Genomic DNA, 23,350 nt, shown 5'->3' on the forward strand with positions numbered 1-23,350 from the left:
GGTGGTTCTTTATGAAGAAGACACAGTTCTTCATTTAGCGTTGCTGAAGCTCAATTATAAAGAGAACTACACGCATTTTGTTGATTACGAAGACGAAGCTGTCTATAATAAGCTGATTATCAATCGAGCGATATTGCCATCTAAAACTCAAAAGCCGGATGAAGGTTTGGTTGTTAATCTGGACACATTAAGCTATGAGCTTTTGGAAAAACGTTATGAGTTTTCAGGAGAGAAGCTATGGTATTTTTCTGAGAAAGTGATTCAATCACAGCCGGCACCGTCTCTAGAAGAAAATGTTAGAGAAATTAAAAAGGCAGTGAAGCGGATTGGAAAGAAATTTGATGAAGACGAGTTTGAACTGATTGCTTCTGTTAAAGAAGCCGTATATGAGAGTATTGAAGAAACGGGAACGATCGATAACCAACAAATCGCTGAACAGGTGTTTAAAGAAAATATTTCGGCACGAATGGCTTATCAGGAAGAGGTCAATGAATCGAAATTCGTCGATAAGACACCGCCTGTGAGAGAAGCTAGAGAGATTTCTGAAAAGAAATTTGGTAAACAAAAATTAAAAATGGACAATGGCATTGAGCTGATTGTACCATTAGAAGTCTATAGAAACAGTGAATTGATCGAATTTGTAAACAACCCGGATGGGACAGTCTCGATTACATTGAAGAATATTGAAAAAATCAGTAATCAATTATAGGATTGCAATCGGACGAATGCAGCATGCTAAAAAGTGTAGAGCTGCTGTATTATCTTGCTATGAGAAAGAGGTCGAGACTGAAGTGTTCAGCTTCAAGCAATACGTTGCTTCTGTCTCATCGTTTATTTAGTTTTAAAGGTTCTATGTCAATTTGTGTTGGTAGGACAAAAAACTGAATAAAATCGTAGAACTTGGAATAAAAATCAGAGACATTCTGGTTTTGTTTCAAGTTCTTTTTTAGAAATAGGAGGACTTCTGCCAATTATCTGGGCAGCTGGCCGGAAGCGACTTGGCAAAAAGCGCCAATTCCATTCCTAAATCGAGTCAAAGTAGCTGTACATGTACTTGGATAACAGCTACTAATTCCCGATTTACCTTTATAGCTGCAGAGATATTGGTTGTGAGCCTCCTTTTAATCTTGAGAAAAAACAAGACCTTGAACAATGTAAATACGTGAACGAAAATGATAGAAATTGCGGTAGCCATAAGCCACTCGTTTGATTACCTTAATCTTGTTGTTCAACCCTTCTGTAATGCCATTAGAAAAAGAAAAACTGAAAGCATTGGTAATTCCTTGTCTGTGCTTCTTGAAGAATCTCAATTTCTTTTTGAACCAGAAAGGCAGTCGGGGATCTAGTGTATCAAGTTCTTCAAAGAAACGCTTGGCGTCTCGATGAGTAAAGGCATATTTGAGAAATTGAACAGTATCGTAAGCAATGCGCAAGGTTGAATCATAGCTGAGTAATTCATCGACAATATCTGTTTGAGTTAATGGACGTTTGAACAGTGAATGATAGGGACGATGTTGACTATCAAGTTCAGAGGAATCTTTTAAGAGTAACTTCCAATACCGTTTGAGTCGACGATATTGCTTCTGTTCTAGCGGTGAGGAATGCCGAAAGGCATTCATTGTCTTTATCCGCAGTTGATTTAACGCTCGATTCATCTGTTGGACAATGTGGAATCGGTCAGTGACGAGTTGGGCATTTGGAAACACAGACTTGAGTAATTGATCATAGCTCGCATTCATGTCCATGACCAGGTACTTTACGTTTTCTCGAGCTTCTTTTGTGTAACGCATAAAGTGTCGGGTTAAGTGTGTTAACCGTCGGTCTTCAAGGACTTCAAGAATCTTGTTGGTTTCTCCATTAACACAAATAAAACTCATTGCTCCTTCACAAGATTTCATTGATTTGAATTCATCAATACATAAAATTTTTGGAAGAAATCGCCAGTTTGGAGAATAAGAAGTAGCTAGCTCTTCCATTAAGCGAAGAACCGTCACGTCTGAAACGAAATGTTTTTGGGCAATCTCTTTCCTAGAAACATTTTTCTTTAAATCAAGCATGATTTGGAGACAGAGCTGCTTCGATAAATGATGATGCTCTTCAACTAACTCTGTTTGAGCGTGAAAAGTAGCGTGACACTCATGACAACGAAAGCGTGAACGTTTCAGCTCCAATAATGTCAAGCGACCATTAAAAACAGGTAATTGAGTATATGTCCGATGGTAACCGTTTTTGATGATCTGTCCTTGATTTTTAATGCCACAGTTTCTACAATGTGTAGGTATATACGTAAGTGTTGCTTTGATGACCTGAGCCTTAACACCTTTTGAATGACTGTATTCAAGCCAATTCTCTCCAAAGGAGAGATGTTTATCTGTTAGTCCAAGCAATAATCTGGTATTCTTATCCATAGAGGAACAACCTTTCTGATGATTTGTGGTTTTAGACGATTTCATTTTATCAGTTTGTTGTTCCTTTTTTGTGTTTGAACACTCAAAAAAATGCTGGTGAGTTTTCCTTTAGGAATTTCCACCAACACAATATATTGTAGAACCGTTTTAAATGCAGAACGAGTGTAGGACATAACTCAAATCCTACACTCGTTTTGCCTATTATTCTGTTTGTGTGCCTGAAAGGGCAGAGATTTTTTCCAGTGCTTTTTCAGGGACGCTGCTTTCGTTCACTTCTTCCCAACTGATGATGCCTTTACGCTCGTTGACCTTCAATTTTAGTAGCGCACCAATACGTAATGGTTTTTCTCTTGACTCATTCATTGTTTGAGTCGTTTCATTGCCATCCTTATCAAAGGCTTTTTGCGTGTAATGATACGTTGTAAAGCTCTCTCCTTTAGAATCTTTTTCCTGAGAGACTTCACCAGTTGTTGTGATTTCTGTATAGTAGTCTTTTCCACCGTAGTAATAGTCGTAGGCAAACCATGCCCCTCCTGATAACAGAAGAAATACGATAAGTAATCCGATTAATTTTTTCATGTTTTTTCACCTCGTAGACTATTATCGCCATTTTTTTCTTTTTTTACCATCGAAAGGCCTTTCCAAAAAGTGACAGTTTTGTTAGTCTGTATTCAGTATAGAGAGGGGATGAATGTACATGGAGTGGGTTCAAGTGGTAATTGATCGTCCAATTGGCTACCAGGATAGCTTTGGAAATGTTTACCCAATCAATTATGGGTATGTTGAAGGGGTTCTTGGCGGAGATGGAGAAGAACAGGACGTGTATATTTTAGGGGTAACTGAACCGATAAAACAATTTGAGGGAGAAAAAATTGCGGTCATCCATCGGGAAGATGATGTGGAAGAGAAATGGGTCGCTGTACCCAAGGGTGTATGTCTGTCTGTCGAGCAAATTGCAAAGGCAGTGCATTTTATTGAACAATATTTTGATTCTTCTATTGAAATGCTGAACTGAGTGGTTAGACAAATTCTTATTTTTGACTAAAGCTAGAAGTTGAAAAATACATTTTTGACAATCTCATGGTAAAATAAGGTCAAAGATAGGAGGAAGATAATTATGCTACCATTATATGGATTTTTAGATCCGACATATCTGTTGGTCATACTCGGGCTAGTCATTTCTATGGCAGCGTCAGCCTATGTCAACAGCACGTTTAAAAAATATGATCAAGTAAAGAGTAGAAACAATGTTACAGGAACTCAGGCTGCTCAATTTATTCTTCAATCTGAGAATATTCGTGATGTAGGGGTTCAGCCAATTTCCGGTCATTTAACGGACAACTATAACTCTGGGAATAAAACGCTCAGTTTATCTGAAGCGACTGCTCGTTCCACCTCAGTAGCGGCTATAGGTGTGGCAGCACATGAATGTGGCCATGCTGTTCAAGACAACAAAAGCTATATTCCCTTGAAGCTTAGAGCTGCAATCGTTCCAGTGGCTAACTTTGGTTCAATGCTTTCTTTTCCGATAATTATGATTGGTGTATTACTGAGTTGGAATCAAACGCTGATCAATATTGGTATCCTTGCTTTTTCTCTGGCATTACTCTTTCAATTGGTTACGTTGCCTGTAGAATTCAATGCGTCCAGAAGAGCACTAAAGATTCTAGGTGAGGGCGATTTACTGACAGCAGAAGAATTACCAATGGCGAGAAAAGTATTGTTTGCTGCCGCATTGACTTATGTGGCTGCTGCGCTATCAACATTTTTACAGCTGCTGCGCCTGATTATTCTTTTTGGCGGGAATAATAGAAGAAATTGATCGTTATCGGTTGAAATATTGGGTTGTCACAAGCCTTTGTGCTATGATAAATATAATTAAATAGTAGGGAGTGGAGTATGATGAAAACATCTACAAAAATCACCGTTGGATTAAGTATTGCTGCAGTGGCAGGAGTCGTTGTTGCAGTAACTGCTTCAGAAAAAATAGTCAAGAAGGTCTCTCACTTATCAAATCGCTGCAAAGCGAAAAAGATCGTTCATGACAAATTTGGTGGCAACGATAAAATTATGGAAGTGGTCGATCATCTGTCAGATAATGAACTAGATTCTGTTTTAAACCTTTTAGACAAAGTCAAAGAAGGACGCGAAAAGGCTTCTGACTATAGTGAAAAAGCCAAGGATAGTGCGGACAACGTAAAAGAACGTTTTTTAAGCTTTATTGAAGAACTGATTTAATAAGAACCTGTGAGCAGAACGCAAGACGTTCTGCTCACTTTTAATTTTTCAAGAACCATAGACAGCATTTAAGCCAATCAGTATAATGAAACAGATAAACAAAAGGAATGTCACGGAGGAAAACGAAATGAAAGAACCGATTTCCGGTTTGACGTTAGAAGAGAAAGAGCTCTTTATGAGAGAAGCGATCCGTTTAGCAGAGAAGGCCAGAGCAGTCGATGAGGTGCCAATTGGGGCAGTTATTGTATTAGGTGGGGAAATAATTGGCGTTGGTTATAACCTGCGTGAGCATACACAGCAGGCAGCTTCTCATGCGGAAATGACTGCGATCGAAGCCGCCTGTAAGCGAGTTGGCAGTTGGCGATTAGAAGGAGCGCAACTGTTTGTGACGCTTGAGCCTTGCCCAATGTGCAGTGGGGCGATGCTTCTGGCTCGAGTCGATGAAGTATATTATGGTGCGCCTGATCCAAAGGGCGGCACAGCAGGCACCTTAATGAATCTGTTGGATGATCCACGTTTTAATCATACAGCATATGTTGAAGGTGGCATTTTAGGCGAGATTTGTGGTCAGATGCTGACTGATTTTTTCAAAGGCTTGCGTGAAAAAAAGAAAGAATTAAAAAGACAAAAGAAAGACTAGCCAAAAAAAACAAAATGAGGTATACTAATAAATGCCGAAAGGCAGGACAATGGTGGGCCAGTGAAGCGTGTCAGATCTGGAAGGAAGCAGCACTAAGCAGGTGCCACCATGTGTCTGTATATAACATTGATACGACAGGGCTTAAGCCCTTTTTATTTTGGTTAAAAATTGCTAGTTGTCTTTCTCAATTTCGATTTGGTCTGAGGATTTGTTGTTCATTTTTGCTAATCATGTTGATGTAGATGATAGGCGAGTAATAGTATGTAGTTTAGACTGAAAAAAAGAGTTTCTATTGACAATTACTGTTGGTTATTTTAAGATTACAAGAGTATTGTGCTTCTCACTTTTTGAGTTTTGCGCATCCAAAACAAGCGGTCATGGCGGAATGGCAGACGCGCCAGCTTGAGGGGCTGGTGGGAGGATCTCCCGTGGAAGTTCGAGTCTTCTTGGCCGCATCTTATTTATTCAAAGTTATCTGGTGTTCATGGTCAAAACGTATGTGTTTGGCGGGTGAATGCTGGATTTTTTAATATTCCTCATAGTTTCAACGATAAAACACGGATAGAACAGAGGAGCAGTCGATGAAGAGCTTCCAGTAAAGTAACCTTTATTTCCAAAAAAAGAGCGACTGAGTCTACGTACATCTCAATCGCGGAACAATCAGAAATCCCTAAATTTCTGTTTGTTGATAGGTTTCTCTATCGATCATAAAAAGGTAGTGAGGCATATCGATGCCCATATATGTCTTAACAAAACGTTTTTCAGGGAGCATACCGTTGCGAATCGCAACCTTCATAGAGGGGAGGTTCGTATCTCTAATAATTGAAACAACAGCAGAGGTATTTGTTTGCTCAAATGCATATTTTTTGCAAAGCGCAGCAGCTTCTATAGCGTAGCCTTTATGCCAGTGTTCCTTTTTGAGGTGGTAGCCAATTTCAAGATACTCTGTTCCATCCACGTGTTGCATTGTTAAACCACATTCTCCAACAACTGTATCTAGTTCTTTATCTTTGATTCCCCATAATCCAAAGCCGTTCGTTTGGTAGCTTTCAAGATTCCAAGAAAGCCAGTTAGCTACTTCCTCATCTGTAAAGGCGTGTTCATAAGCGTACATTACCTCGGGATCTTGAAGAAAAGCCTTCAGGTCTAAAAGATGCGTGTCTGACCATGGGAATAGCCGTAAGCGTTGTGATTCTATTTGTAAAGCCATATAATCAACCTCCTCTGATATAAAATAATGCTTGTGCATTTTATCATATCTTTTGAAGAACGACAATTATAGAATTAGGATGTCGGCTTGTTAGAGAGAGGTCATTTAAAAGCTCGAAAAGCAGGAGATAGCTCAATCCATTGAATGCAATAACTCGCGAAAATTAGTGAGCAATCCATACTAAGGATTTACCCACAGCTTGCTTTTTATTTGTGTTATGGGTTGACAAAATTTAGCTAAAACTTTATGATAAATAGGTCGGCGAGTTGCCGATGCCAATGGTTATTTTGCGGTCATGGCGGAATTGGCAGACGCGCTAGCTTCAGGCGCTAGTGGTAGAAATACCGTGGAAGTTCGAGTCTTCTTGACCGCATCAGATGAGACAGAGTATGGTTGCTCTGTCTTTTTTTATTGTTTTTTTAGACTAAGAAACACCGGCTTTCTTTTGAAATCCGGTGTTTCTGATCTATCGATCAGCGATTGATTCGTTCTCTATTTTTCATGCTGATATTTCCTAGATGCTGATAGAGCGGTTGAATATCTGTTTTTTTAGGGAATTCAAATTTATTTGTGGCATGTGTTTCATTGTTTGAACGTTGGTTGACATTTGTTAGATAGGTAATAACGATCTCGCTATCATCAACACCAAAACCAGCTGTTTCCATCTCCACATCAATGATTGCATCCATATGAATGGATTTAAATGAAACTTTTTTTCCTGTAGCGCCTTGCTTGTCCACAAATAGGATTCTAAGATTTGTAAAGATCAAAACATCACGGACTAGCTGATAACCCATAATAATTTCCTCATCATCAAATAAGTATCCTTGATATTCACTCAGTAATTCTTTTGGTGTTTTCTCCGAGTAGTTGCCTAAAGCACCTTGTACGATGTTGCCGAAACCAAATTTTGCCATTTTATTTTCACTCCTATGGTAGTGTTGAACTAGCACTATTAAGTAGCAGAAAAATCATTTCAAGATTGTTCGCTCTATTAATAGGCTGTATATTAATTAAAGCATAGGACGATTGAAATGAATAGCGCATTTTTTTCATTTTTCGCTTGTATTGAGCATACTATTGAAAAATTTGAGCAAGTTAAGAAAGGAATGAATGTCATGTTCTGGCTAAAATGTAGTGAGTGTAAAGCATTACCCTTATTTTCGGGAAATGAAGAAGCACCATCTATAAATGTATTGTCTTATTGTCGTGAAGCGATTGTAGCAGGGCGTTTGAACTACGTCACTGGTAATTGCTCATTAGAAGCCTCTGAAAAAATCCTTCAAGCAGAAACGCAATATACTGTTGTTCATTATTTTGAGTGCACAAAATGCGGGCAATTGCTATTACTGGGGTTCTGCATTAGAGGGAAGCCCTTCTTTAAGAAAGTTGAAAAAATAGAAGCAGGACTGTTGAATTGAGGAGTCGTTGACGGAGAGAAGAGCTAAGAAAGGGAGGAGAATGTTGTTTATTCTCCCTTCTAAATAAAAAAAAGTGTAAATTCTGAAAATTATCGTTGCATTTTTTTCTATACTGGCGTAACTTAAAAAGTATAAATTTTGTAAATGAGGGATTCAGTATGAGAAATTTTGGAAAATCAAAAAAACTTGATAATGTGAGTTATGATGTTCGTGGTCCTGTTTTAGAAGAAGCTGACAGAATGCAGGAAGAAGGCATTAATATCTTAAAGCTTAATACTGGAAATCCCGCCCCGTTTGGTTTTGATGCACCAAATGAGGTCGTAAGAGATATGATTACGAATGTACGTAATTCTGAAGGCTATTCTGATTCGAAGGGGATCTTTTCTGCGAGAAAGGCAATCGAACAATATTGCCAGATAAAGAATTTTCCCAATGTTACAATCAACGATATTTATACAGGAAACGGTGTCAGCGAACTGATCACGATGTGTATGCAAGGATTACTTGATACAGGTGATGAGGTTCTTGTGCCAATGCCTGACTACCCTTTGTGGACGGCTTCTGTTTCTTTGGCAGGAGGAACGCCGGTACATTACATCTGTGATGAGCAGGCGGAATGGTACCCAGATATTGATGACATAAAATCAAAGGTAACACCGAATACAAAGGCAATTGTTATCATCAATCCCAATAACCCAACGGGTGCGCTTTACCCCAAAGAATTATTAGAGGAAATTGTAAAGGTCGCACGTGAAAATGATTTGATCATTTATTCAGATGAAATTTATGATCGATTAGTGATGGACGGGTTGACACATATTCCTATTGCTACATTAGCTCCGGATTTATTTGTTGTGACACTCAATGGACTATCCAAATCTCATCGAGTAGCTGGTTTCCGTTGTGGTTGGATGGTCTTAAGTGGAGATAAATCACGTGTACAGGGCTATATTGAAGGGTTGAATATGCTCTCATCTATGAGATTGTGTTCGAATGTCTTGTCCCAGCAAATTATTCAGACGGCATTAGGCGGTTATCAAAGTGTGGACGAGTTGCTTTTACCAGGCGGTCGTATTTATGAGCAGCGTGAATATATCTATAACGCAATCAGTGATATTCCGGGACTTTCCGTAGTAAAACCAAAAGCAGCGTTTTATATTTTCCCTAAAATAGATACTGCTCGTTTCAATATCTACGATGATGAGAAATTTGTTCTGGACTTTCTTCATAAACATCATATTCTATTGGTTCATGGCGGTGGGTTTAATTGGCATCAGCCGGATCATTTCCGAATCGTTTATCTACCAAAAATGGAAGATTTGAAATTTACTGCTGAAAAAATGGAAGAATTTTTAAGCACCTATAAACAGAGGTAATATAGATGGGATCAGAGGCAGACTATTTCTGATCCTTTTTCTTGTGAAAACATAGGAACATGTTAGTCATAGATTCTATTCGATTTATATTTAATTCATATTTTTCGTACTTTATGGGGAAACAATCAAGTATAAGATAACAAGGGAGAAAAGAAAAAACAACCTTTCAGATGACGGTTTCTGAAAGGTTGAATCGTTCTCTATTTCCCTCAATGTGTTGAGCTACGTTGCTGTTGTAGCAACTCAAGCATTGAGTATTGTACATTCTTTTTTACTTACGATCATTCGATTGGTGTACTTCTCTTTCATGTCAGAGCTGGGATCATCAACAACAACCAAATACGAGTTCTCGTACTCTTTTTCGATGTAACCAACATGATTATTTTTTTCCCAATTAAAGCTTACTTTCTTTTCTTGTGTCATGTATAACACTCCTTATTTTTTAAAATAAAGTGATGTCGACAGTGGGTGAAGTGGGTGAAGTATATTCTTGCAGTTTATTATGCAATAAAGTACAATGAATTCAAAATGCGAATTCGCATATTTTACTATTTATATTATATTTTATGGGTAATATATCTATTTCATTGAATGAGTATAAGTAAGGAGACATCATGAATTCTTTTGGGAGTGTTATCAAGGAGATACGTAAGAAAAGGAAGCTGACACAGAAAATGCTGTCGGAAGATATCTGTTCGCAAAGTGTCCTTAGTCGGATCGAGAACAATGAAGAGCTTCCGAATGTTGTTGTTATGCAGCAGATCTGTCAGCGTTTGGGTGTAACAATGGATCAAATCATGCATTTTCGTTCTGAAGAGGTTCAGATGTTGATGCAGACATTTGAAAAAATTGCTGATTATTTTAGACACAAGGAATATAAAAAAATTCTTGCATTTATTTGTGATAATAAGCTGGAGGAACGGATTTATTTAGACTCTGATTGGCAGAGATATTATTATTACGTGGGAAGTTGTGAATTTTATTTGCACAATAATTATGAGAAGGCCATCAACAATTTAAGGAAAGGGCTTTCTTATACCTATCAGACGAATAAAACCAATTTATCTGATTTTGAGATACAAATTATTAGTTGTATCGGAATCACGTACGGGTTAATGGGGAAACGGATGGAAGGAGAAAAATATTTAAAGCTTAGTATTCATTATTTTCATGAGCTTCCAAATGAGCGAATCAATGCAGAATTGACAAAGATATTCTTTAACTATGCTTATTTTCTGATTCAGGAAAAGCGTTTACAAGAGGCGCTGATTTATATTGATCAAGGGATTTCCTGGGCAAGGAAGAAGAATAGCTACTATTATCTTGAAGAGCTGTTTGATTTAAAGAGTGAATTATACAGTCTAATGAATGACTATGCGAATGCAAAGGTTTACAGTCAATTGGCCGGTCATGTAGCACAAATTATTCATTTAAAATTATAATAAAAGGTCTACACCATTCTTGACTTCTGTGGGTATTAAGAGTAACTTAAACAGTGAGAAAACTTTAGAAAGAAGGATGAATATGAAAACATTTATCTTTGCAGACAAATTCTTTTTAAAAAGTGATGTAAAGGGTCCGGGATATTTGGAAATCACAGATGGGATCTTTGGTGATTTTTATAAAGAACTTCCTGATGGAGAAGCAAATGTAATCCGTGAAGAAGGCAAATGGATTGCTCCTGGGTTAGTAGATACACATATCCATGGGTTCATGAACCATGATGTGATGGATAACGATGCTGAAGGGATAAAAGTGATGTCTGAAGGCTTGCTTTCCTGTGGTGTTACATCATTTCTGCCAACAACTTTAACATCAACGAAAGAACGTTTGAAGGATGTTGCAGAAACAATTGGTAAAATGTATCAAGAGGTAGAGGGAGCGAAAATTCAAGGGATTTATTTTGAAGGTCCGTTTTTCACAGAAGAACATAAAGGCGCGCAAAATCCAAGCTATTTTGGCGATCCTGATTTGGACACCTTCCATGAGTGGCAAGAAGCTTCTGGTGGTTTGATTAAAAAAATCGCATTAGCTCCGGAACGTAAAGGCGTTAAAGAATTCGTGAAAACAGTGACCGATGAAGGCGTGGTTGTCTCACTTGGTCATAGTGATGCAACGTTAGAGCAGGCGACTGAAGCAGTAGAAGCAGGCGCAAGCGTTTTTGTTCATGCTTACAATGGGATGCGTGGGTTGAACCATCGCGAACCGGGAATGGTAGGGGCATTGATGTCTCTGAAACATGTTTTTTCTGAGCTGATTTGTGATGGACATCATGTGCATCCAAATGCTGTGGATATCTTGATGGAAAAAGCGGGGCATGATCATGTTGCCTTAATTACTGATTGCATGATGGCAGGTGGTATGCCTGATGGAGACTACAACCTAGGAGAATTCCCTGTTGTTGTGAAGGATGGTACCGCCCGTCTGGAATCAGGCAATCTTGCAGGAAGTATCCTTAAGCTAAAAGAAGCAATCAAAAATGTGGTTGACTGGGAAATTGCTACACCTGAACAGGCTATAATGATGGCAAGCTTGGTACCGGCAGTCAGCTGTAAAATAGACGATACATGTGGGATGATTGCAAGCGGACGCGAGGCAGACTTTATTGTTTTAAATCCGTCAATGGAGCTGGAAGCAACCTATTTAGATGGGGTAGAACGTTACCGCGCTTAATTCAAAGTGAGAATGTCGCAAAGCGTTCGGCTTATTGTTTAAGCAATTACTTTGGGTTCTATGTCAATTTGTGTTGGTAGGACAAAAAACTGAATAAAATCGTAGAACTTGGAATAAAAATCAGAGACATTCTGGTTTTGTTTCAAGTTCTTTTTTAGAAATAGGAGGACTTCTGCCAATTATTTGGGCAGCTGGCCGGAAGCGACTTGGCAAAAAGCGCCAATTCCATTCCTAAATCGAGTCAAAGTAGCTGTACATGTACTTGGATAACAGCTACTAATTCCCGATTTACCTTTATAGCTGCAGAGATATTGGTTGTGAGCCTCCTTTTAATCTTGAGAAAAAACAAGACCTTGAACAATGTAAATACGTGAACGAAAATGATAGAAATTGCGGTAGCCATAAGCCACTCGTTTGATTACCTTAATCTTGTTGTTCAACCCTTCTGTAATGCCATTAAAAAAAGAAAAACTGAAAGCATTGGTAATTCCTTGTCTGTGCTTCTTGAAGAATCTCAATTTCTTTTTGAACCAGAAAGGCAGTCGGGGATCTAGTGTATCAAGTTCTTCAAAGAAACGCTTGGCGTCTCGATGAGTAAAGGCATATTTGAGAAATTGAACAGTATCGTAAGCAATGCGCAAGGTTGAATCATAGCTGAGTAATTCATCGACACTATCTGTTTGAGTTAATGGACGTTTGAACAGTGAATGATAGGGACGATGTTGACTATCAAGTTCAGAGGAATCTTTTAAGAGTAACTTCCAATACCGTTTGAGTCGACGATATTGCTTCTGTTCTAGCGGTGAGGAATGCCGAAAGGCATTCATTGTCTTTATCCGCAGTTGATTTAACGCTCGATTCATCTGTTGGACAATGTGGAATCGGTCAGTGACGAGTTGGGCATTTGGAAACACAGACTTGAGTAATTGATCATAGCTCGCATTCATGTCCATGACCAGGTACTTTACGTTTTCTCGAGCTTCTTTTGTGTAACGCATAAAGTGTCGGGTTAGGTGTGTTAACCGTCGGTCTTCAAGGACTTCAAGAATCTTGTTGGTTTCTCCATTAACACAAATAAAACTCATTGCTCCTTCACAAGATTTCATTGATTTGAATTCATCAATACATAAAATTTTTGGAAGAAATCGCCAGTTTGGAGAATAAGAAGTAGCTAGCTCTTTCATTAAGCGAAGAACCGTCACGTCTGAAACGAAATGTTTTTGGGCAATCTCTTTCCTAGAAACATTTTTCTTTAAATCAAGCATGATTTGGAGACAGAGCTGCTTCGATAAATGATGATGCTCTTCAACTAACTCTGTTTGAGCGTGAAAAGTAGCGTGACACTCATGACAACGAAAGCGTGAACGTTTCAGCTCCAATAATGTCAAGCGACCATTAAAAACAGGTAATTGAGTATATGTCCGATGGTAACCGTTTTTGATGATCTGTCCTTGATTTTTAATGCCACAGTTTCTACAATGTGTAGGTATATACGTAAGTGTTGCTTTGATGACCTGAGCCTTAACACCTTTTGAATGACTGTATTCAAGCCAATCCTCTCCAAAGGAGAGATGTTTATCTGTTAGTCCAAGCAATAATCTGGTATTCTTATCCATAGAGGAACAACCTTTCTGATGATTTGTGGTTTTTGTCGATTTCATTTTATCAGTTTGTTGTTCCTCTTTTGTGTCCTATTCGTTTTGAGCTACAGCTGGTAGAATCTTAGATTCGATCTCTCCAGCTTCATAAGAAGCAAAAAAGCTGCTCATGAATAACGGATAAATTTCAATATCCTTCTTGTATAAAGAGCTAGGGATCACAAAGGTTTCATCGGTATTTCCACCGATAAAATCACCATCAATCGTTTGACAAACAATTAAAAAATCTGTTTCCTTCCAATACTGATAGTCTTCTTCTGAGAGTGTCTCTTCTGAAGCTAGAAATTGGAGGTTTGTTTCGAATTTTTGTTCGATGTCTGGTTGGAAAACAAAAAATGGATCCTCTTCCTCTTGCTGTTCAGTGATCATTAATTGTAAAAAAGAATGCGGATCATGAACGTCATTTTTTTCTAGTATGTCACGAAAGTTCATAGTGTGCACCTACTTTTCATTTATAATTCTAACATGAAAATCAATTGTACTGTTTGTACTTAAGCTTTTTGCTTCCATTTCGATTGACGCACATAAAAGGTCAGAGCCTTCATAGATTGGCGTAACACGGTAGCGGATAGTTTCGCCATCATCCATGGCTTTTCTGATTTGGTTCTCATATTTTGTCATATACGGAGAGTTGACCGGCGTCTGATACAAGGTTGTCAGATTGCGGCTATCGTCACCGGTGCCACCAAGTTGACGCCCAATTAGATGTCCTCTGGAATGATCGTACGGTTCTTTTCCCGAAATAAAGCCCGGAGGTCGAATGGATTGGTTTGCAGAGGTTCCAGTGTTTACCATATCCGGTTTTAAAAGGGCATCTGCTCCTGTTGCACGTCCTAGAGAGTCCAACTCATGATAAGTAATCCAACCCTTATTACTGTTCTTCATTTCACTATCAGTGAATGAGGCGTTACCTAACTCTTCGGGTCCCAGATTTGTAGAAGTTCCGTTCGGCGTTGAGTTCGAAGAAGGAACGCTTTGTTCTACCGGTGTTGTGTCTAACCCAAGGAAATCCTGAATCTCTGAAGGAACCTGTATCCCTAGTACACCTAAAATAAGAACCACTAGAAGTCCCGCGATAATAACCATTGGGTGTTGTTTTTTCGTTTCTTTTTTCTTTTTACCTGCCATTCAAAAATCTCCTTTATTCAATTACACTCATTTTCTTATTATACGAAAAATGAAGACAAACTGAAAGTTTTTAAAGGAATTATCTAGGGAAAAAATTGAAATGTGTCCCTTGATGTAATTATTTAAACTACTTAATATCTTTGTACCAGACTTAAAAAAATCGGATGGCGTCAGAAGTGCTGTGTAGTAAGAAGAAAAGAAGTGGCGTATAATTATTAAGAAACTATTAAGAAGCTAGTTGCAACTGAGCAATCATAAGAAAGCTAAGTGGTGAGTCTATTTATTTGTTTCCTTATAATATGAAGAAATTATTTTTACGGAAAACGCTTTCTGTTATTGAATAGTTTTATTTTTGGAGAATTGTCTTTGTTTTTTTGAAAATAGCAAGTGATTTCATAGATGTAAATACTGATTTTTTGGGATTCTCTGTTATTTTTGCTTGTTTATTGATAGAATATAAGTAACGTCAGACAGGAAAGGGAGTGAGAAAGTGATACAAGGGATACCGATTCAAACAATTTATCTCTATGTGTTGGTTACCTGTGCAGGGTTAGCAGTGATTTTGCTGTTGGTTGGTGATATTTTTGATTTTGATGGCCCGATTGATCCAATGTTGATCATTCCATGGTTTGCCTTTACTTCGCTAGTGGGGTACTTTGGAGAATTTTTAACAGATTGGAACCACCTACTGATTTTTCTTGTAGGAGGGGCAATTTCAACTATAGCTGTTTTCTTATTGAATTTCTATTTATTTACACCGATGAGAAACGCAGAGGCGACAATATCTATTTCTGAAAAAGATATGGAGGGCAGTACAGCCGTTGTTGTTACGCCAATTCCAGTCAATGGGATGGGGGAAATCCAGTTCAAAAGTGTGACTGGTTCATTAAGCAGACCTGCGGCTTTCTATACTTCTCAAGAAACGGGGGTTGAACGAGGAGCGGAAGTGCTTATTATCGAAGTGAGGGAGCGAGTATGCTATGTTGTCCCTTATGAAAATTCATTGAAGCTGTAAGTTCAAAAATATCCGTTTGTTACAGTGTTAGCTGTCAAGACGATGGATAAAGTTTTTTGTGGCAAGTGTTATCAGGTTACTAAGAAGAAAAAGGAGAGAAAGTATTATGATAGGTTTTTTTGCTCCAATTATATTGGTCGTTTTCATTTTATTGATGTTATTGATTATTTTTGTTTCAAAGTATCAAACAGCGAAACCGGATGAGGCCTTAATCATCAGTGGTAGCTATCTGGGCTCAAAAAATGTTCACGCAGATGAACGTGGGAATAAGATTAAAATCGTTCGTGGTGGCGGTGCATTTGTACTTCCTGTCTTTCAGCGTTCGAACCGAATCAGCTTACTATCAAGCAAGCTGGATGTATCTACTCCGGAAGTTTACACGGAGCAAGGGGTTCCAGTTATGTGTGATGGAACTTCCATCATCAAGATCGGTTCTTCTGTAGAAGAAATTGCAACTGCAGCAGAACAATTTTTAGGTAAAACAAGAGAAGAGCTTGAAAACGAAGCACGTGAAGTTTTGGAAGGTCATTTACGTTCTATTTTGGGGTCAATGACAGTTGAAGAAATTTATCAAAATAGAGATAAATTTAGCCAAAGCGTACAAGAAGTAGCCAGTGTGGATTTGGCAAAAATGGGACTGATCATCGTGTCCTTTACCATCAAGGAAGTTAGAGATAAGAACGGTTACCTGGATTCATTAGGGAAGCCAAGGATTGCACAGGTTAAGCGTGACGCGAATATTGCAGAGGCAGAAGCTTTAAAAGAAACAAGAATCAAAAAAGCAGAAGCTGAAAAAGAATCACAACAAGCGGAGTTGCAACGACAAACAGAAATTGCTGAAGCTTCAAAGGAAAAAGAATTGAAGCTTGCATTGTATAAAGAAGCACAAGATATAGCGAAAGCGAAAGCAGACCAGGCCTATAATTTGGAAAGCGCTCGTGCACAACAAGAGGTTATTGCACAAGAGATGGAAGTTAAAGTCATCGAACGTCAAAAACAAATTGAATTGGAAGAAAAAGAAATCATTCGTCGTGAGAAACAATATGATTCAGAAGTGAAGAAAAAGGCGGATGCAGATCGTTATGCGAAGGAACAAGAAGCTCTTGCCCATAAAGCGAGAGAAGTGGCAGAGGCCGAAGCTGAGCGCTTTAGAGTAGAAGCTCTAGCCGAAGCGGAGGCAAGTCAAACACGACTTGCCGGTCAGGCACAGGCGGAAGCGATCCTGGCACGAGGAAAAGCAGAAGCGGAAGCAAAACAAAAAATTGCGGATGCCTTTAAAGAGTACGGAGAGGCTGCTGTATTGAGTATGGTTATGGAAATGCTGCCGCAGTTGATGAAAGAGGCTGCTCAGCCACTTGGCAATATCGATAAGATTTCCGTTGTTGATACGGGCTCAGGTGGAGAAAATTCCGGGGCCAATCGCATTACGAATTATGCAACAAATCTATTGGCGGGTACTCAGGAAACCTTGAAGGAATCTACGGGTATCGATGTAAAAGAATTGATTGAAAACTTTACTAAAAAAGGCACCAACAGTAGTGTAAATTATTACGAAAATAGTGATGGAAGCGACGTACAGTAAAAGTAAGTCTAGTTGAATGAAATCAACTGTTTAGGAGCGGAGAAATCCGCTCCTTTTTTGTCATGTATTAAGCCTTTCTTTTGACCGAATTTTCTTAGGGTGGTATGTAGAAAAAGTGGACATTATCGTGTTGTTATTGGGCGCAGTGATTACGCTGCTACCACATATTGCTTCTATGTATTTTGGGAAATATGTGTTGAAGCTGACAACAGTCGAGAATATTGGGGGCTTGATCGGGGCAGGAACTAAGACAGCTTCGTTGAATGCAATCACAGATGAGACGGGCAGTAGTATTTTTTCCTTGACCTTCACTCCGGCATTCGCGATTGGGAATATCCTGCTAACCAGTATGGGGCCAATTATGATTACTTTGCTACAATAAATGGTTGGTAAAAAAAACGGACGACGTGAGAAGTTACAAGCTTCTCAGGTCGTCCATTTAAATAGATACAAAAATTTTCTCAATCATCTGTTTTAAGAGGGTGGCTGTTCCTTTTCGATTCGTTCTTTCACACTTTTGCGTAATGCTTCCAGCTCTTTTTCCTTTTTCTCAAGCTCGAGAAGATCCTCGTCGATTTGACGTTTCTTTTCGACAGGCTTTGCCCGAATCAGAAAATTGAGTGAAATTGCAACGAATGTACCGATAAATGTATCAAGTACCCGTTCAAACGCATAGTAGACTGATTCTCCTTGCGGGACACTCAAAGCAATCATCAGCAAAGTAGCAATCGCCGAGATAATACCGGGATTATTGCCGATCCCATCAGATAATACAATGACAAGAATGACTAACAAAGGCAAGAATAGCAGTTCAACAAGAAAATCATTTGCGAAATGTTGCTGAACAACAAAATAGAGCAAAGCAAGTCCGCCGCCGATCGAATTACCAAGAACTCTTGATTTTCCAAAGGATAAGCTAGTTGTCAAATCTTGACGAAGAGAAAATACAGCAGCCAACGCGGCGATCATTGGGGCGCCTCGATCTGTTAGTTTGAATAGCAAGATACATATCATCACAGCTAAAGCACTTTTCATTGTCCGCATGCCTAAACGAAATGGCCCGATTGTCATAGAATAGTTCTCTCCTAATAAATATTTACTATTCCATGATAACCGAAATAGAGGTAAAATTACTAGTGATAATAAAAAAGAGTACTATATTTTTAAGGAGGCTGCAAATGAAAATTGGCTTACGAACAGTCAAGACGGCTGTCAGCGCCGCGGCTTCTATGATGATCGCCGCAGCATTAGGCTTGTTGAATCCCGCTTCTGCTGGAATTATTTCTGTTTTAAGTGTGACTCCAACAAAGAAGACATCCTTATTTACCGGAATCAACCGATTACTTTCTTTGGCATTGGCTACAGGTATTGCATTTATTTGTTTTCGTTTCTTTGGATTCACGCCGTGGGGATTTGGTGTGTACCTGTTGCTTTTTATTCCGGCGGCAGTTTCACTAAATTTATCAGATGGAATCGTCGTGAGTTCTGTACTAGTCACCCATTATCTGATTGAAAAGAGCTTGAGCTGGTCATTGATCGGTAATGAATTTTTACTAATGATCATCGGTGTAGGGATGGCCTTGCTTTTGAATATGTATATGCCTGATGTAGAAAAACGCTTGAAGGAAGATCAAGAAGCAATCGAAGCGTTGTTCAGGAAAATCTTACGCGATATGGCTATGTATTTGAATGAAATGCAAAAAGAACGAATGCTTGTTGCGCGTTGTAATGAGTTGAAGGCCTTTATTCAGGAAGGGCAGGATTGGGCAAAAAATCATGCCGAAAATCAATTGTTGTCACAGGATAATTATTATTTAGACTATTTTATGATGCGCAAAATGCAAAGTGCTATTTTAAAGGACATGCTGAGGTTATTGGAGCGAGTAATTGTTGAGAAGGAACAGGCTAAATTGATTAAAGAATTATTGGAATATACGTCTCAAACTTTTGCGGAGGAAAACGATGGAAAAGATATTCTGGATCAAATTGGCGAAGTGTATGAAGCCTATCGAGAAAGTCCGTTGCCTGAAACGAGAGAAGAGTTTGAAAATCGAGCTATGTTGTTTCAGTTCCTTCAATTATTCTATTCCTTTATAGAAACTAAAAAGGAATTTGCGGAGGATCATTTGTTGGAAAAAAATGAAAAACTACAAATCAAGTAATAACAAATGCCGGTTAAAACAGTGTGGCATCCGAAAAGGGGGAATAAGATGTATAAGCCTGTAACACCTATATTGACGAATGATTTAGTGAAGGATGTTCAAGTCTATCTGGGCAAAGAGTTCAAACCTGTTGCTACACATTCGGAGGAAGTTGCGGAATGTGCGGCAATGCTTGCAGTTCGTTTTAATGCGAACGAAGAAATCGCCAGACAAGCCGGACTACTTCATGATATCAGTGTTATTGTCCCAAATAAGGAAAAGATTCAATTGGCTGAGCAGCTGGGAATCTCTATCTGTGAGGAAGAACGTCAGATTCCTATGTTAAGTCATCAGAAGCTTTCTCGATACATGGCCAAGGAGTTGTTTCAGATAGCAGATGATTCGGTGCTATCAGCAATCGAATGTCATACAACTTTAAAAGGACAGGCAAGTCAGATGAATCATATCATCTTTTTGGCGGACAAGATCAAATGGGATCAAGGAGGAGAGCCGCCTTATCTTACGGAGCTACTCGCAGCCTTAGATTGTTCACTTGAAGTGGCTTCGTTGGTCTATATCAAGTACCTGCTGGCTCATGATATTTTAGTTGTTCATCCGTGGCTTAAGGAAGCTCAATTAGTGTTAACTGAGCGATTGGCTTACTTGGAGTAATCAACGCTGTCATCAAAATTCCTAAATAGCTTGTCATTTTGTCCTGGTTTGAGGTATTGTATAGGTGTGTGGGGTGTCAAAGGAAATGAAAAAGGAAGGGAACTATGGCAGAATACGAAAAGGACTTTATGCTGCGTCAAGCCAAGCAAATGGCTGATCTTTTGGGGAGCTTTATGGACAAGGAGTCTATCGCAGAGAATTTTATAGTGGATGACGAGCAGAGTCAGAAGTTAAAAGAGGCGACACATAAACAATTGGTTGAACAGCTAAGTGCTCAAACAAGTGGCAGAAAACGGGAGAAAGAACGCTCGTTGATCAAGAGACGACTGGTAAAATAATAAAAAAATTAAAGCGAGGAAAGGCCTGATTCAGACGGCTCTTTCCTCGCTTTAGCTTTTACGGTTCTATGTCAATTTGTGTTGGTAGGACAAAAAACTGAATAAAATCATAGAACTTGGAATAAAAATCAGAGATATTCTGGTTTTGTTTCAAGTTCTTTTTAGAAATAGGAGGACCTCTGCCAATTATCTGGGCAGCTGGCCGGAAGCGACTTGGCAAAAAGCGCCAATTCCATTCCTAAATCGAGTCAAAGTAGCTGTACATGTACTTGGATAACAGCTACTAATTCCCGATTTACCTTTATAGCTGCAGAGATATTGGTTGTGAGCCTCCTTTTAATCTTGAGAAAAAACAAGACCTTGAATAATATAAATACGAGAACGAAAATGATAGAAATTACGGTAGCCATAAGCAATCCGTTTGATTACCTTAATCTTGTTATTCAACCCTTCTGTAATCCCATTAGAAAAAGAAAAACTGAACGCATTGGTAATTCCTTGCTTGTGCTTCTTGAAGAATCTCAACTTCTTTTTGAACCAGAAAGGCAGTCGGGGATCTAGTGTATCAAGTTCTTCAAAGAAACGCTTAGCTTCGCGATGAGTAAAGGCATATTTAAGAAACTGAATGGTATCGTAAGCAATACGCAAGGTTGAATCGTAGCTAAGTAATTTATCGACAATGTCTGTCTGAGTTAATGGACGTTTGAATAGTGAATGATAGGGACGATGTTGACTATCCAATTCAACTGAATCTTTTAGAAGTAACTTCCAATACCGTTTGAGTCGACGGTATTGCTTCTGTTCTTGTGGTGAGGAATGCCGAAAGGCATTCATTGTCTTTATCCGTAGTTGATTTAATGCTCGATTCATTTGTTGGACAATGTGAAATCGGTCAGTAACGAGTTGGGCATTTGGAAACACGGACTTGAGTAATTGATCATAGCTCGCATTCATGTCCATGACTAGGTACTTTACGTTTTCTCGGGCTTCTTTTGTGTATCGCATAAAGTGTCGGGTTAAGTGCGTCAGTCGACGGTCTTCAAGTACTTCAAGAATCTTGTTGGTTTCTCCATTAACACAAATAAAACTCATGGCCCCTTCGCAAGATTTCATTGATTGGAATTCATCAATACATAAAATCTTTGGAAGAAATCGCCAATTTGGAGAATAAGAAGCAGCTAGCTCCTCCATTAAGCGAAGAACCGTCACGTCTGAAACGAAATGTTTTTGGGCAATCTCTTTCCTAGAAACATTTTTCTTTAAATCAAGTATGATTTGGAGACAGAGTTGCTTTGATAAATGATGGTGTTCTTCAACTAACTCTGTCTGAGCGTGAAAAGTTGAGTGACACTCATGACAACGAAAGCGCGAACGTCTCAGTTCCAATAAAGTCAGACGACCATTAAATGCAGGTAATTGAGTGTGTGTCCGATGGTAACCATTTTTGATGATCTGCCCTTGATTTTTTATCCCACAGTTTTTGCAATGTGTAGGTATATACGTAAGTGTTGCTTTGATGACCTGAGCTTCAACCCCTTTTAGGTGTCTGTATTCAAGCCAATCCTCTCCAAAGGAGAGATGTTTATCTGTTAGTCCAAGCAATAATCTGGTATTCTTATCCATAGAGGAACAACCTTTCTGATGATTTGTGATTTTGGTCGATTTCATTTTATCAGTTTGTTGTTCCTTTTTGGTGTTTAAACACTTAAAAAGTGTTGGTAGATTTTCCTTAAGGATTTTCCACCAACACAATATATTATAGAACCGCTTTTACTTACTTAGATGATTGCTTGTTACTTTGCCCATTCCTGCTGCATTTGATCAAGAAGATCGATCACGTCACGGGTGAGGAAAAGAGATCGGTTCGGCTGTTTCTTTTCAATGAAGTCAGTCATTGCTTCGATTTCATAAGCAAGTGCTTGTTCACTTGAGCCGGAGATAATTGTTTCCGTTGTTCCGTCGTTAAAGTACAGTTCTGCTCGATCCGCTCGAGGATAATCATTTACAGTGATATAAGCATTTTCAAATGAAACAACGCCCACTTTTGGTGCTTTGGATTGGAAGCTAAGTGTTACCGCAGCCATTTCATTTTTTTCATTTTGCAAAATCGTAATCGATTGTTCATCCACCCCTGTAGAAAAAGGCTCCATAACAGAGGCTTTGACTGTTGGTTGCTCCGTCAAGAACCAGCGAGCAAAAGAGACTGCGTAGGTTCCGATATCTAGCAAAGCGCCTCCTGCCAAATCAGGATTAAAGAAGCGATTATTCGGATCAGGTTCCTTATAACTGCCAAAAGGGGCTTGAATCATTTTCAATTTTCCAAGCTTGCCAGTGTCAATGATCCGTTTCAATTCCTTGTAAAGCGGCATGTTAAAAATAGTCATTGCCTCTGCAAGAATCAGACTTTTCTTTTCTGCTAAGGCCATTGCTTCCATTAGTTCTGCACTGTTCATGGTAATTGCTTTTTCACAGAGCACATGTTTTCCTGCTTGCAAAGCTTGAATGATATGGCTGTGATGCTGCTTGTTTGGAACAGCGATATAGATGATATCGATTGTTTGATCGGCAAGTAATTCGTCGTATGACCCATAGGAAGTAGGGATTCCATATTCGTCTGCAAATTCCTTTGCTTTACTTGCGGTACGTGAAGCAACAGCTGCTAATAAATTTCTTTCCGGAGAAAAAGCAAAAGCAGAAGCAAATTGATGGGCGATCTCTCCTAGACCAATAATTCCCCAGTTGTATTTCTTCAAAAATTCGTCCTCCTAATGATAAGGTATTTTCTACATTATACAAAAGAAGAGTGAAAGATTGAAAGAAAATGGCAAAAAATGGAAAGATTCCTTTTTT

The 23,350-nt window shown here is 38.8% G+C and carries 26 protein-coding genes, 2 tRNA genes and 1 other RNA gene; 18 read left to right on the forward strand and 11 right to left on the reverse strand.

The window, feature by feature from the left end; all coding sequences use genetic code 11:
* A partial coding sequence (locus A5888_RS00005; protein ID WP_422389729.1) for a nucleoid-associated protein occupies positions 1–709 on the forward strand: 709 nt, incomplete at its 5' end.
* Positions 710–1,121: 412 nt separating this feature from the next.
* Here the strand turns inward: A5888_RS00005 and A5888_RS00010 are convergent.
* Together A5888_RS00010 and A5888_RS00015 are read right to left on the reverse strand one after the other, a co-directional pair.
* Positions 1,122–2,408 (reverse strand): ISL3 family transposase, encoded by a 1,287-nt coding sequence (locus A5888_RS00010; RefSeq protein ID WP_086347253.1) that lies wholly within the window; start codon positions 2,406–2,408, stop codon positions 1,122–1,124.
* A 201-nt stretch (positions 2,409–2,609) separates the two neighbouring features.
* Positions 2,610–2,987 carry a YxeA family protein gene (locus A5888_RS00015; protein ID WP_086347254.1) on the reverse strand — a complete coding sequence of 126 codons (378 nt, stop codon included), beginning with the start codon at positions 2,985–2,987 and terminating at the stop codon, positions 2,610–2,612.
* Positions 2,988–3,099: 112 nt separating this feature from the next.
* Between A5888_RS00015 and A5888_RS00020 the strand changes: the two genes are divergently transcribed.
* From A5888_RS00020 to A5888_RS00045, 6 genes are all read left to right on the forward strand, one after another.
* Positions 3,100–3,423 (forward strand): inorganic pyrophosphatase, encoded by a 324-nt coding sequence (locus tag A5888_RS00020; RefSeq protein WP_086347255.1) that lies wholly within the window; start codon positions 3,100–3,102, stop codon positions 3,421–3,423.
* A gap of 102 nt (positions 3,424–3,525) precedes the next feature.
* The gene (locus A5888_RS00025; RefSeq protein WP_086347256.1) at positions 3,526–4,230 is read left to right on the forward strand and encodes a zinc metallopeptidase; all 705 of its coding nucleotides are present in this window, start codon (positions 3,526–3,528) and stop codon (positions 4,228–4,230) included.
* 80 nt (positions 4,231–4,310) lie between these two features.
* Positions 4,311–4,646 carry a hypothetical protein gene (locus tag A5888_RS00030; RefSeq protein ID WP_086347257.1) on the forward strand — a complete coding sequence of 112 codons (336 nt, stop codon included), beginning with the start codon at positions 4,311–4,313 and terminating at the stop codon, positions 4,644–4,646.
* 127 nt (positions 4,647–4,773) lie between these two features.
* Positions 4,774–5,286, forward strand: coding sequence for a tRNA adenosine(34) deaminase TadA (gene tadA / locus A5888_RS00035; RefSeq protein WP_086347258.1), 513 nt, complete (start codon positions 4,774–4,776; stop codon positions 5,284–5,286).
* Positions 5,287–5,324: 38 nt separating this feature from the next.
* Positions 5,325–5,410: signal recognition particle sRNA small type (ffs, locus tag A5888_RS00040), an RNA gene on the forward strand.
* A gap of 247 nt (positions 5,411–5,657) precedes the next feature.
* A tRNA-Leu gene (locus A5888_RS00045) sits at positions 5,658–5,741 on the forward strand.
* Positions 5,742–5,956: 215 nt separating this feature from the next.
* On the opposite strand, the gene A5888_RS00050 is transcribed toward A5888_RS00045, so the two are convergent.
* Positions 5,957–6,496 carry a GNAT family N-acetyltransferase gene (locus A5888_RS00050; RefSeq protein ID WP_086347259.1) on the reverse strand — a complete coding sequence of 180 codons (540 nt, stop codon included), beginning with the start codon at positions 6,494–6,496 and terminating at the stop codon, positions 5,957–5,959.
* A 289-nt stretch (positions 6,497–6,785) separates the two neighbouring features.
* On the opposite strand from A5888_RS00050, the gene A5888_RS00055 reads away from it, so the two are divergent.
* A tRNA-Leu gene (locus tag A5888_RS00055) sits at positions 6,786–6,869 on the forward strand.
* Between the two features lie 100 nt (positions 6,870–6,969).
* On the opposite strand, the gene A5888_RS00060 is transcribed toward A5888_RS00055, so the two are convergent.
* A complete protein-coding gene (locus tag A5888_RS00060) occupies positions 6,970–7,413 on the reverse strand; it encodes a PH domain-containing protein (RefSeq protein ID WP_086347260.1) in 444 nt (147 codons plus the stop codon).
* A 117-nt stretch (positions 7,414–7,530) separates the two neighbouring features.
* On the opposite strand from A5888_RS00060, the gene A5888_RS00065 reads away from it, so the two are divergent.
* Positions 7,531–7,917: a hypothetical protein gene (locus tag A5888_RS00065; RefSeq protein ID WP_086347261.1), complete on the forward strand. Its 387-nt coding sequence runs from the start codon at positions 7,531–7,533 to the stop codon at positions 7,915–7,917.
* 158 nt (positions 7,918–8,075) lie between these two features.
* The gene (locus tag A5888_RS00070; protein ID WP_339101844.1) at positions 8,076–9,293 is read left to right on the forward strand and encodes a pyridoxal phosphate-dependent aminotransferase; all 1,218 of its coding nucleotides are present in this window, start codon (positions 8,076–8,078) and stop codon (positions 9,291–9,293) included.
* A 243-nt stretch (positions 9,294–9,536) separates the two neighbouring features.
* Here the strand turns inward: A5888_RS00070 and A5888_RS00075 are convergent, their stop codons facing one another.
* Entirely contained in the window at positions 9,537–9,716 is a 180-nt protein-coding gene (locus A5888_RS00075) for a hypothetical protein (RefSeq protein WP_086347262.1), read from the reverse strand.
* Between the two features lie 191 nt (positions 9,717–9,907).
* Between A5888_RS00075 and A5888_RS00080 the strand changes: the two genes are divergently transcribed.
* Positions 9,908–10,735, forward strand: coding sequence for a helix-turn-helix domain-containing protein (locus A5888_RS00080; RefSeq protein ID WP_086347263.1), 828 nt, complete (start codon positions 9,908–9,910; stop codon positions 10,733–10,735).
* A gap of 82 nt (positions 10,736–10,817) precedes the next feature.
* Complete coding sequence (gene nagA, locus A5888_RS00085; protein WP_086347264.1) at positions 10,818–11,966, forward strand: N-acetylglucosamine-6-phosphate deacetylase; 1,149 nt, start codon at positions 10,818–10,820, stop codon at positions 11,964–11,966.
* Between the two features lie 329 nt (positions 11,967–12,295).
* Here the strand turns inward: nagA and A5888_RS00090 are convergent, their stop codons facing one another.
* From A5888_RS00090 to A5888_RS00100, 3 genes are all read right to left on the reverse strand, one after another.
* The gene (locus A5888_RS00090; RefSeq protein ID WP_339101845.1) at positions 12,296–13,582 is read right to left on the reverse strand and encodes an ISL3 family transposase; all 1,287 of its coding nucleotides are present in this window, start codon (positions 13,580–13,582) and stop codon (positions 12,296–12,298) included.
* 75 nt (positions 13,583–13,657) lie between these two features.
* Positions 13,658–14,056: a hypothetical protein gene (locus A5888_RS00095; protein ID WP_086347267.1), complete on the reverse strand. Its 399-nt coding sequence runs from the start codon at positions 14,054–14,056 to the stop codon at positions 13,658–13,660.
* 9 nt (positions 14,057–14,065) lie between these two features.
* On the reverse strand, positions 14,066–14,752 hold the full coding sequence (locus A5888_RS00100; RefSeq protein WP_086347268.1) for a DNA/RNA non-specific endonuclease: 687 nt from the start codon (positions 14,750–14,752) through the stop codon (positions 14,066–14,068).
* 490 nt (positions 14,753–15,242) lie between these two features.
* On the opposite strand from A5888_RS00100, the gene A5888_RS00105 reads away from it, so the two are divergent.
* The 3 genes from A5888_RS00105 (at position 15,243) to A5888_RS00115 (ending at position 17,731) form a co-directional block, all read left to right on the forward strand.
* Positions 15,243–15,767: a hypothetical protein gene (locus A5888_RS00105; protein ID WP_339101846.1), complete on the forward strand. Its 525-nt coding sequence runs from the start codon at positions 15,243–15,245 to the stop codon at positions 15,765–15,767.
* Between the two features lie 106 nt (positions 15,768–15,873).
* Positions 15,874–17,349 (forward strand): flotillin family protein, encoded by a 1,476-nt coding sequence (locus A5888_RS00110; RefSeq protein WP_086347270.1) that lies wholly within the window; start codon positions 15,874–15,876, stop codon positions 17,347–17,349.
* A gap of 115 nt (positions 17,350–17,464) precedes the next feature.
* On the forward strand, positions 17,465–17,731 hold the full coding sequence (locus tag A5888_RS00115; protein ID WP_249274385.1) for a hypothetical protein: 267 nt from the start codon (positions 17,465–17,467) through the stop codon (positions 17,729–17,731).
* Positions 17,732–17,823: 92 nt separating this feature from the next.
* Here A5888_RS00115 and A5888_RS00120 read toward each other — a convergent pair whose 3' ends face one another.
* Positions 17,824–18,420, reverse strand: coding sequence for an FUSC family protein (locus tag A5888_RS00120; RefSeq protein WP_086347272.1), 597 nt, complete (start codon positions 18,418–18,420; stop codon positions 17,824–17,826).
* 107 nt (positions 18,421–18,527) lie between these two features.
* On the opposite strand from A5888_RS00120, the gene A5888_RS00125 reads away from it, so the two are divergent.
* The 3 genes from A5888_RS00125 to A5888_RS00135 all read left to right on the forward strand — a co-directional run bounded on the left by A5888_RS00125 (position 18,528) and on the right by A5888_RS00135 (position 20,500).
* A complete protein-coding gene (locus tag A5888_RS00125) occupies positions 18,528–19,511 on the forward strand; it encodes an aromatic acid exporter family protein (protein WP_086347273.1) in 984 nt (327 codons plus the stop codon).
* 48 nt (positions 19,512–19,559) lie between these two features.
* On the forward strand, positions 19,560–20,162 hold the full coding sequence (gene yqeK, locus A5888_RS00130; RefSeq protein ID WP_086347274.1) for a bis(5'-nucleosyl)-tetraphosphatase (symmetrical) YqeK: 603 nt from the start codon (positions 19,560–19,562) through the stop codon (positions 20,160–20,162).
* Positions 20,163–20,266: 104 nt separating this feature from the next.
* The gene (locus A5888_RS00135) at positions 20,267–20,500 is read left to right on the forward strand and encodes a hypothetical protein (protein ID WP_086347275.1); all 234 of its coding nucleotides are present in this window, start codon (positions 20,267–20,269) and stop codon (positions 20,498–20,500) included.
* 336 nt (positions 20,501–20,836) lie between these two features.
* Here the strand turns inward: A5888_RS00135 and A5888_RS00140 are convergent, their stop codons facing one another.
* Both A5888_RS00140 and A5888_RS00145 read right to left on the reverse strand, forming a co-directional pair.
* A complete protein-coding gene (locus A5888_RS00140; protein ID WP_339101847.1) occupies positions 20,837–22,123 on the reverse strand; it encodes an ISL3 family transposase in 1,287 nt (428 codons plus the stop codon).
* Positions 22,124–22,293: 170 nt separating this feature from the next.
* On the reverse strand, positions 22,294–23,253 hold the full coding sequence (locus tag A5888_RS00145) for a Gfo/Idh/MocA family protein (RefSeq protein ID WP_086351191.1): 960 nt from the start codon (positions 23,251–23,253) through the stop codon (positions 22,294–22,296).
* Between the last annotated feature and the right edge of the window lie 97 nt (positions 23,254–23,350).

It is taken from the genome of Enterococcus sp. 9E7_DIV0242 (assembly GCF_002140975.2).
Lineage (GTDB): Bacteria > Bacillota > Bacilli > Lactobacillales > Enterococcaceae > Enterococcus_L > Enterococcus_L clewellii.

Bases quoted from the DNA above. Each gene is read 5' to 3' on its own strand.
- A5888_RS00010 (WP_086347253.1), bottom strand. From the start codon at position 2,408: ATGGATAAGAATACCAGATTATTGCTTGGACTAACAGATAAACATCTC.
- A5888_RS00065 (WP_086347261.1), top strand. From the start codon at position 7,531: ATGAATAGCGCATTTTTTTCATTTTTCGCTTGTATTGAGCATACTATT.
- A5888_RS00080 (WP_086347263.1), top strand. From the start codon at position 9,908: ATGAATTCTTTTGGGAGTGTTATCAAGGAGATACGTAAGAAAAGGAAG.
- A5888_RS00120 (WP_086347272.1), bottom strand. From the start codon at position 18,420: ATGACAATCGGGCCATTTCGTTTAGGCATGCGGACAATGAAAAGTGCT.
- A5888_RS00060 (WP_086347260.1), bottom strand. From the start codon at position 7,413: ATGGCAAAATTTGGTTTCGGCAACATCGTACAAGGTGCTTTAGGCAAC.
- A5888_RS00135 (WP_086347275.1), top strand. From the start codon at position 20,267: ATGGCAGAATACGAAAAGGACTTTATGCTGCGTCAAGCCAAGCAAATG.
- A5888_RS00095 (WP_086347267.1), bottom strand. From the start codon at position 14,056: ATGAACTTTCGTGACATACTAGAAAAAAATGACGTTCATGATCCGCAT.
- A5888_RS00110 (WP_086347270.1), top strand. From the start codon at position 15,874: ATGATAGGTTTTTTTGCTCCAATTATATTGGTCGTTTTCATTTTATTG.
- A5888_RS00020 (WP_086347255.1), top strand. From the start codon at position 3,100: ATGTACATGGAGTGGGTTCAAGTGGTAATTGATCGTCCAATTGGCTAC.
- A5888_RS00070 (WP_339101844.1), top strand. From the start codon at position 8,076: ATGAGAAATTTTGGAAAATCAAAAAAACTTGATAATGTGAGTTATGAT.
- A5888_RS00090 (WP_339101845.1), bottom strand. From the start codon at position 13,582: ATGGATAAGAATACCAGATTATTGCTTGGACTAACAGATAAACATCTC.
- A5888_RS00025 (WP_086347256.1), top strand. From the start codon at position 3,526: ATGCTACCATTATATGGATTTTTAGATCCGACATATCTGTTGGTCATA.
- A5888_RS00100 (WP_086347268.1), bottom strand. From the start codon at position 14,752: ATGGCAGGTAAAAAGAAAAAAGAAACGAAAAAACAACACCCAATGGTT.
- A5888_RS00015 (WP_086347254.1), bottom strand. From the start codon at position 2,987: ATGAAAAAATTAATCGGATTACTTATCGTATTTCTTCTGTTATCAGGA.
- A5888_RS00030 (WP_086347257.1), top strand. From the start codon at position 4,311: ATGAAAACATCTACAAAAATCACCGTTGGATTAAGTATTGCTGCAGTG.
- A5888_RS00140 (WP_339101847.1), bottom strand. From the start codon at position 22,123: ATGGATAAGAATACCAGATTATTGCTTGGACTAACAGATAAACATCTC.
- A5888_RS00125 (WP_086347273.1), top strand. From the start codon at position 18,528: ATGAAAATTGGCTTACGAACAGTCAAGACGGCTGTCAGCGCCGCGGCT.
- A5888_RS00075 (WP_086347262.1), bottom strand. From the start codon at position 9,716: ATGACACAAGAAAAGAAAGTAAGCTTTAATTGGGAAAAAAATAATCAT.
- tadA (WP_086347258.1), top strand. From the start codon at position 4,774: ATGAAAGAACCGATTTCCGGTTTGACGTTAGAAGAGAAAGAGCTCTTT.
- A5888_RS00050 (WP_086347259.1), bottom strand. From the start codon at position 6,496: ATGGCTTTACAAATAGAATCACAACGCTTACGGCTATTCCCATGGTCA.
- yqeK (WP_086347274.1), top strand. From the start codon at position 19,560: ATGTATAAGCCTGTAACACCTATATTGACGAATGATTTAGTGAAGGAT.
- nagA (WP_086347264.1), top strand. From the start codon at position 10,818: ATGAAAACATTTATCTTTGCAGACAAATTCTTTTTAAAAAGTGATGTA.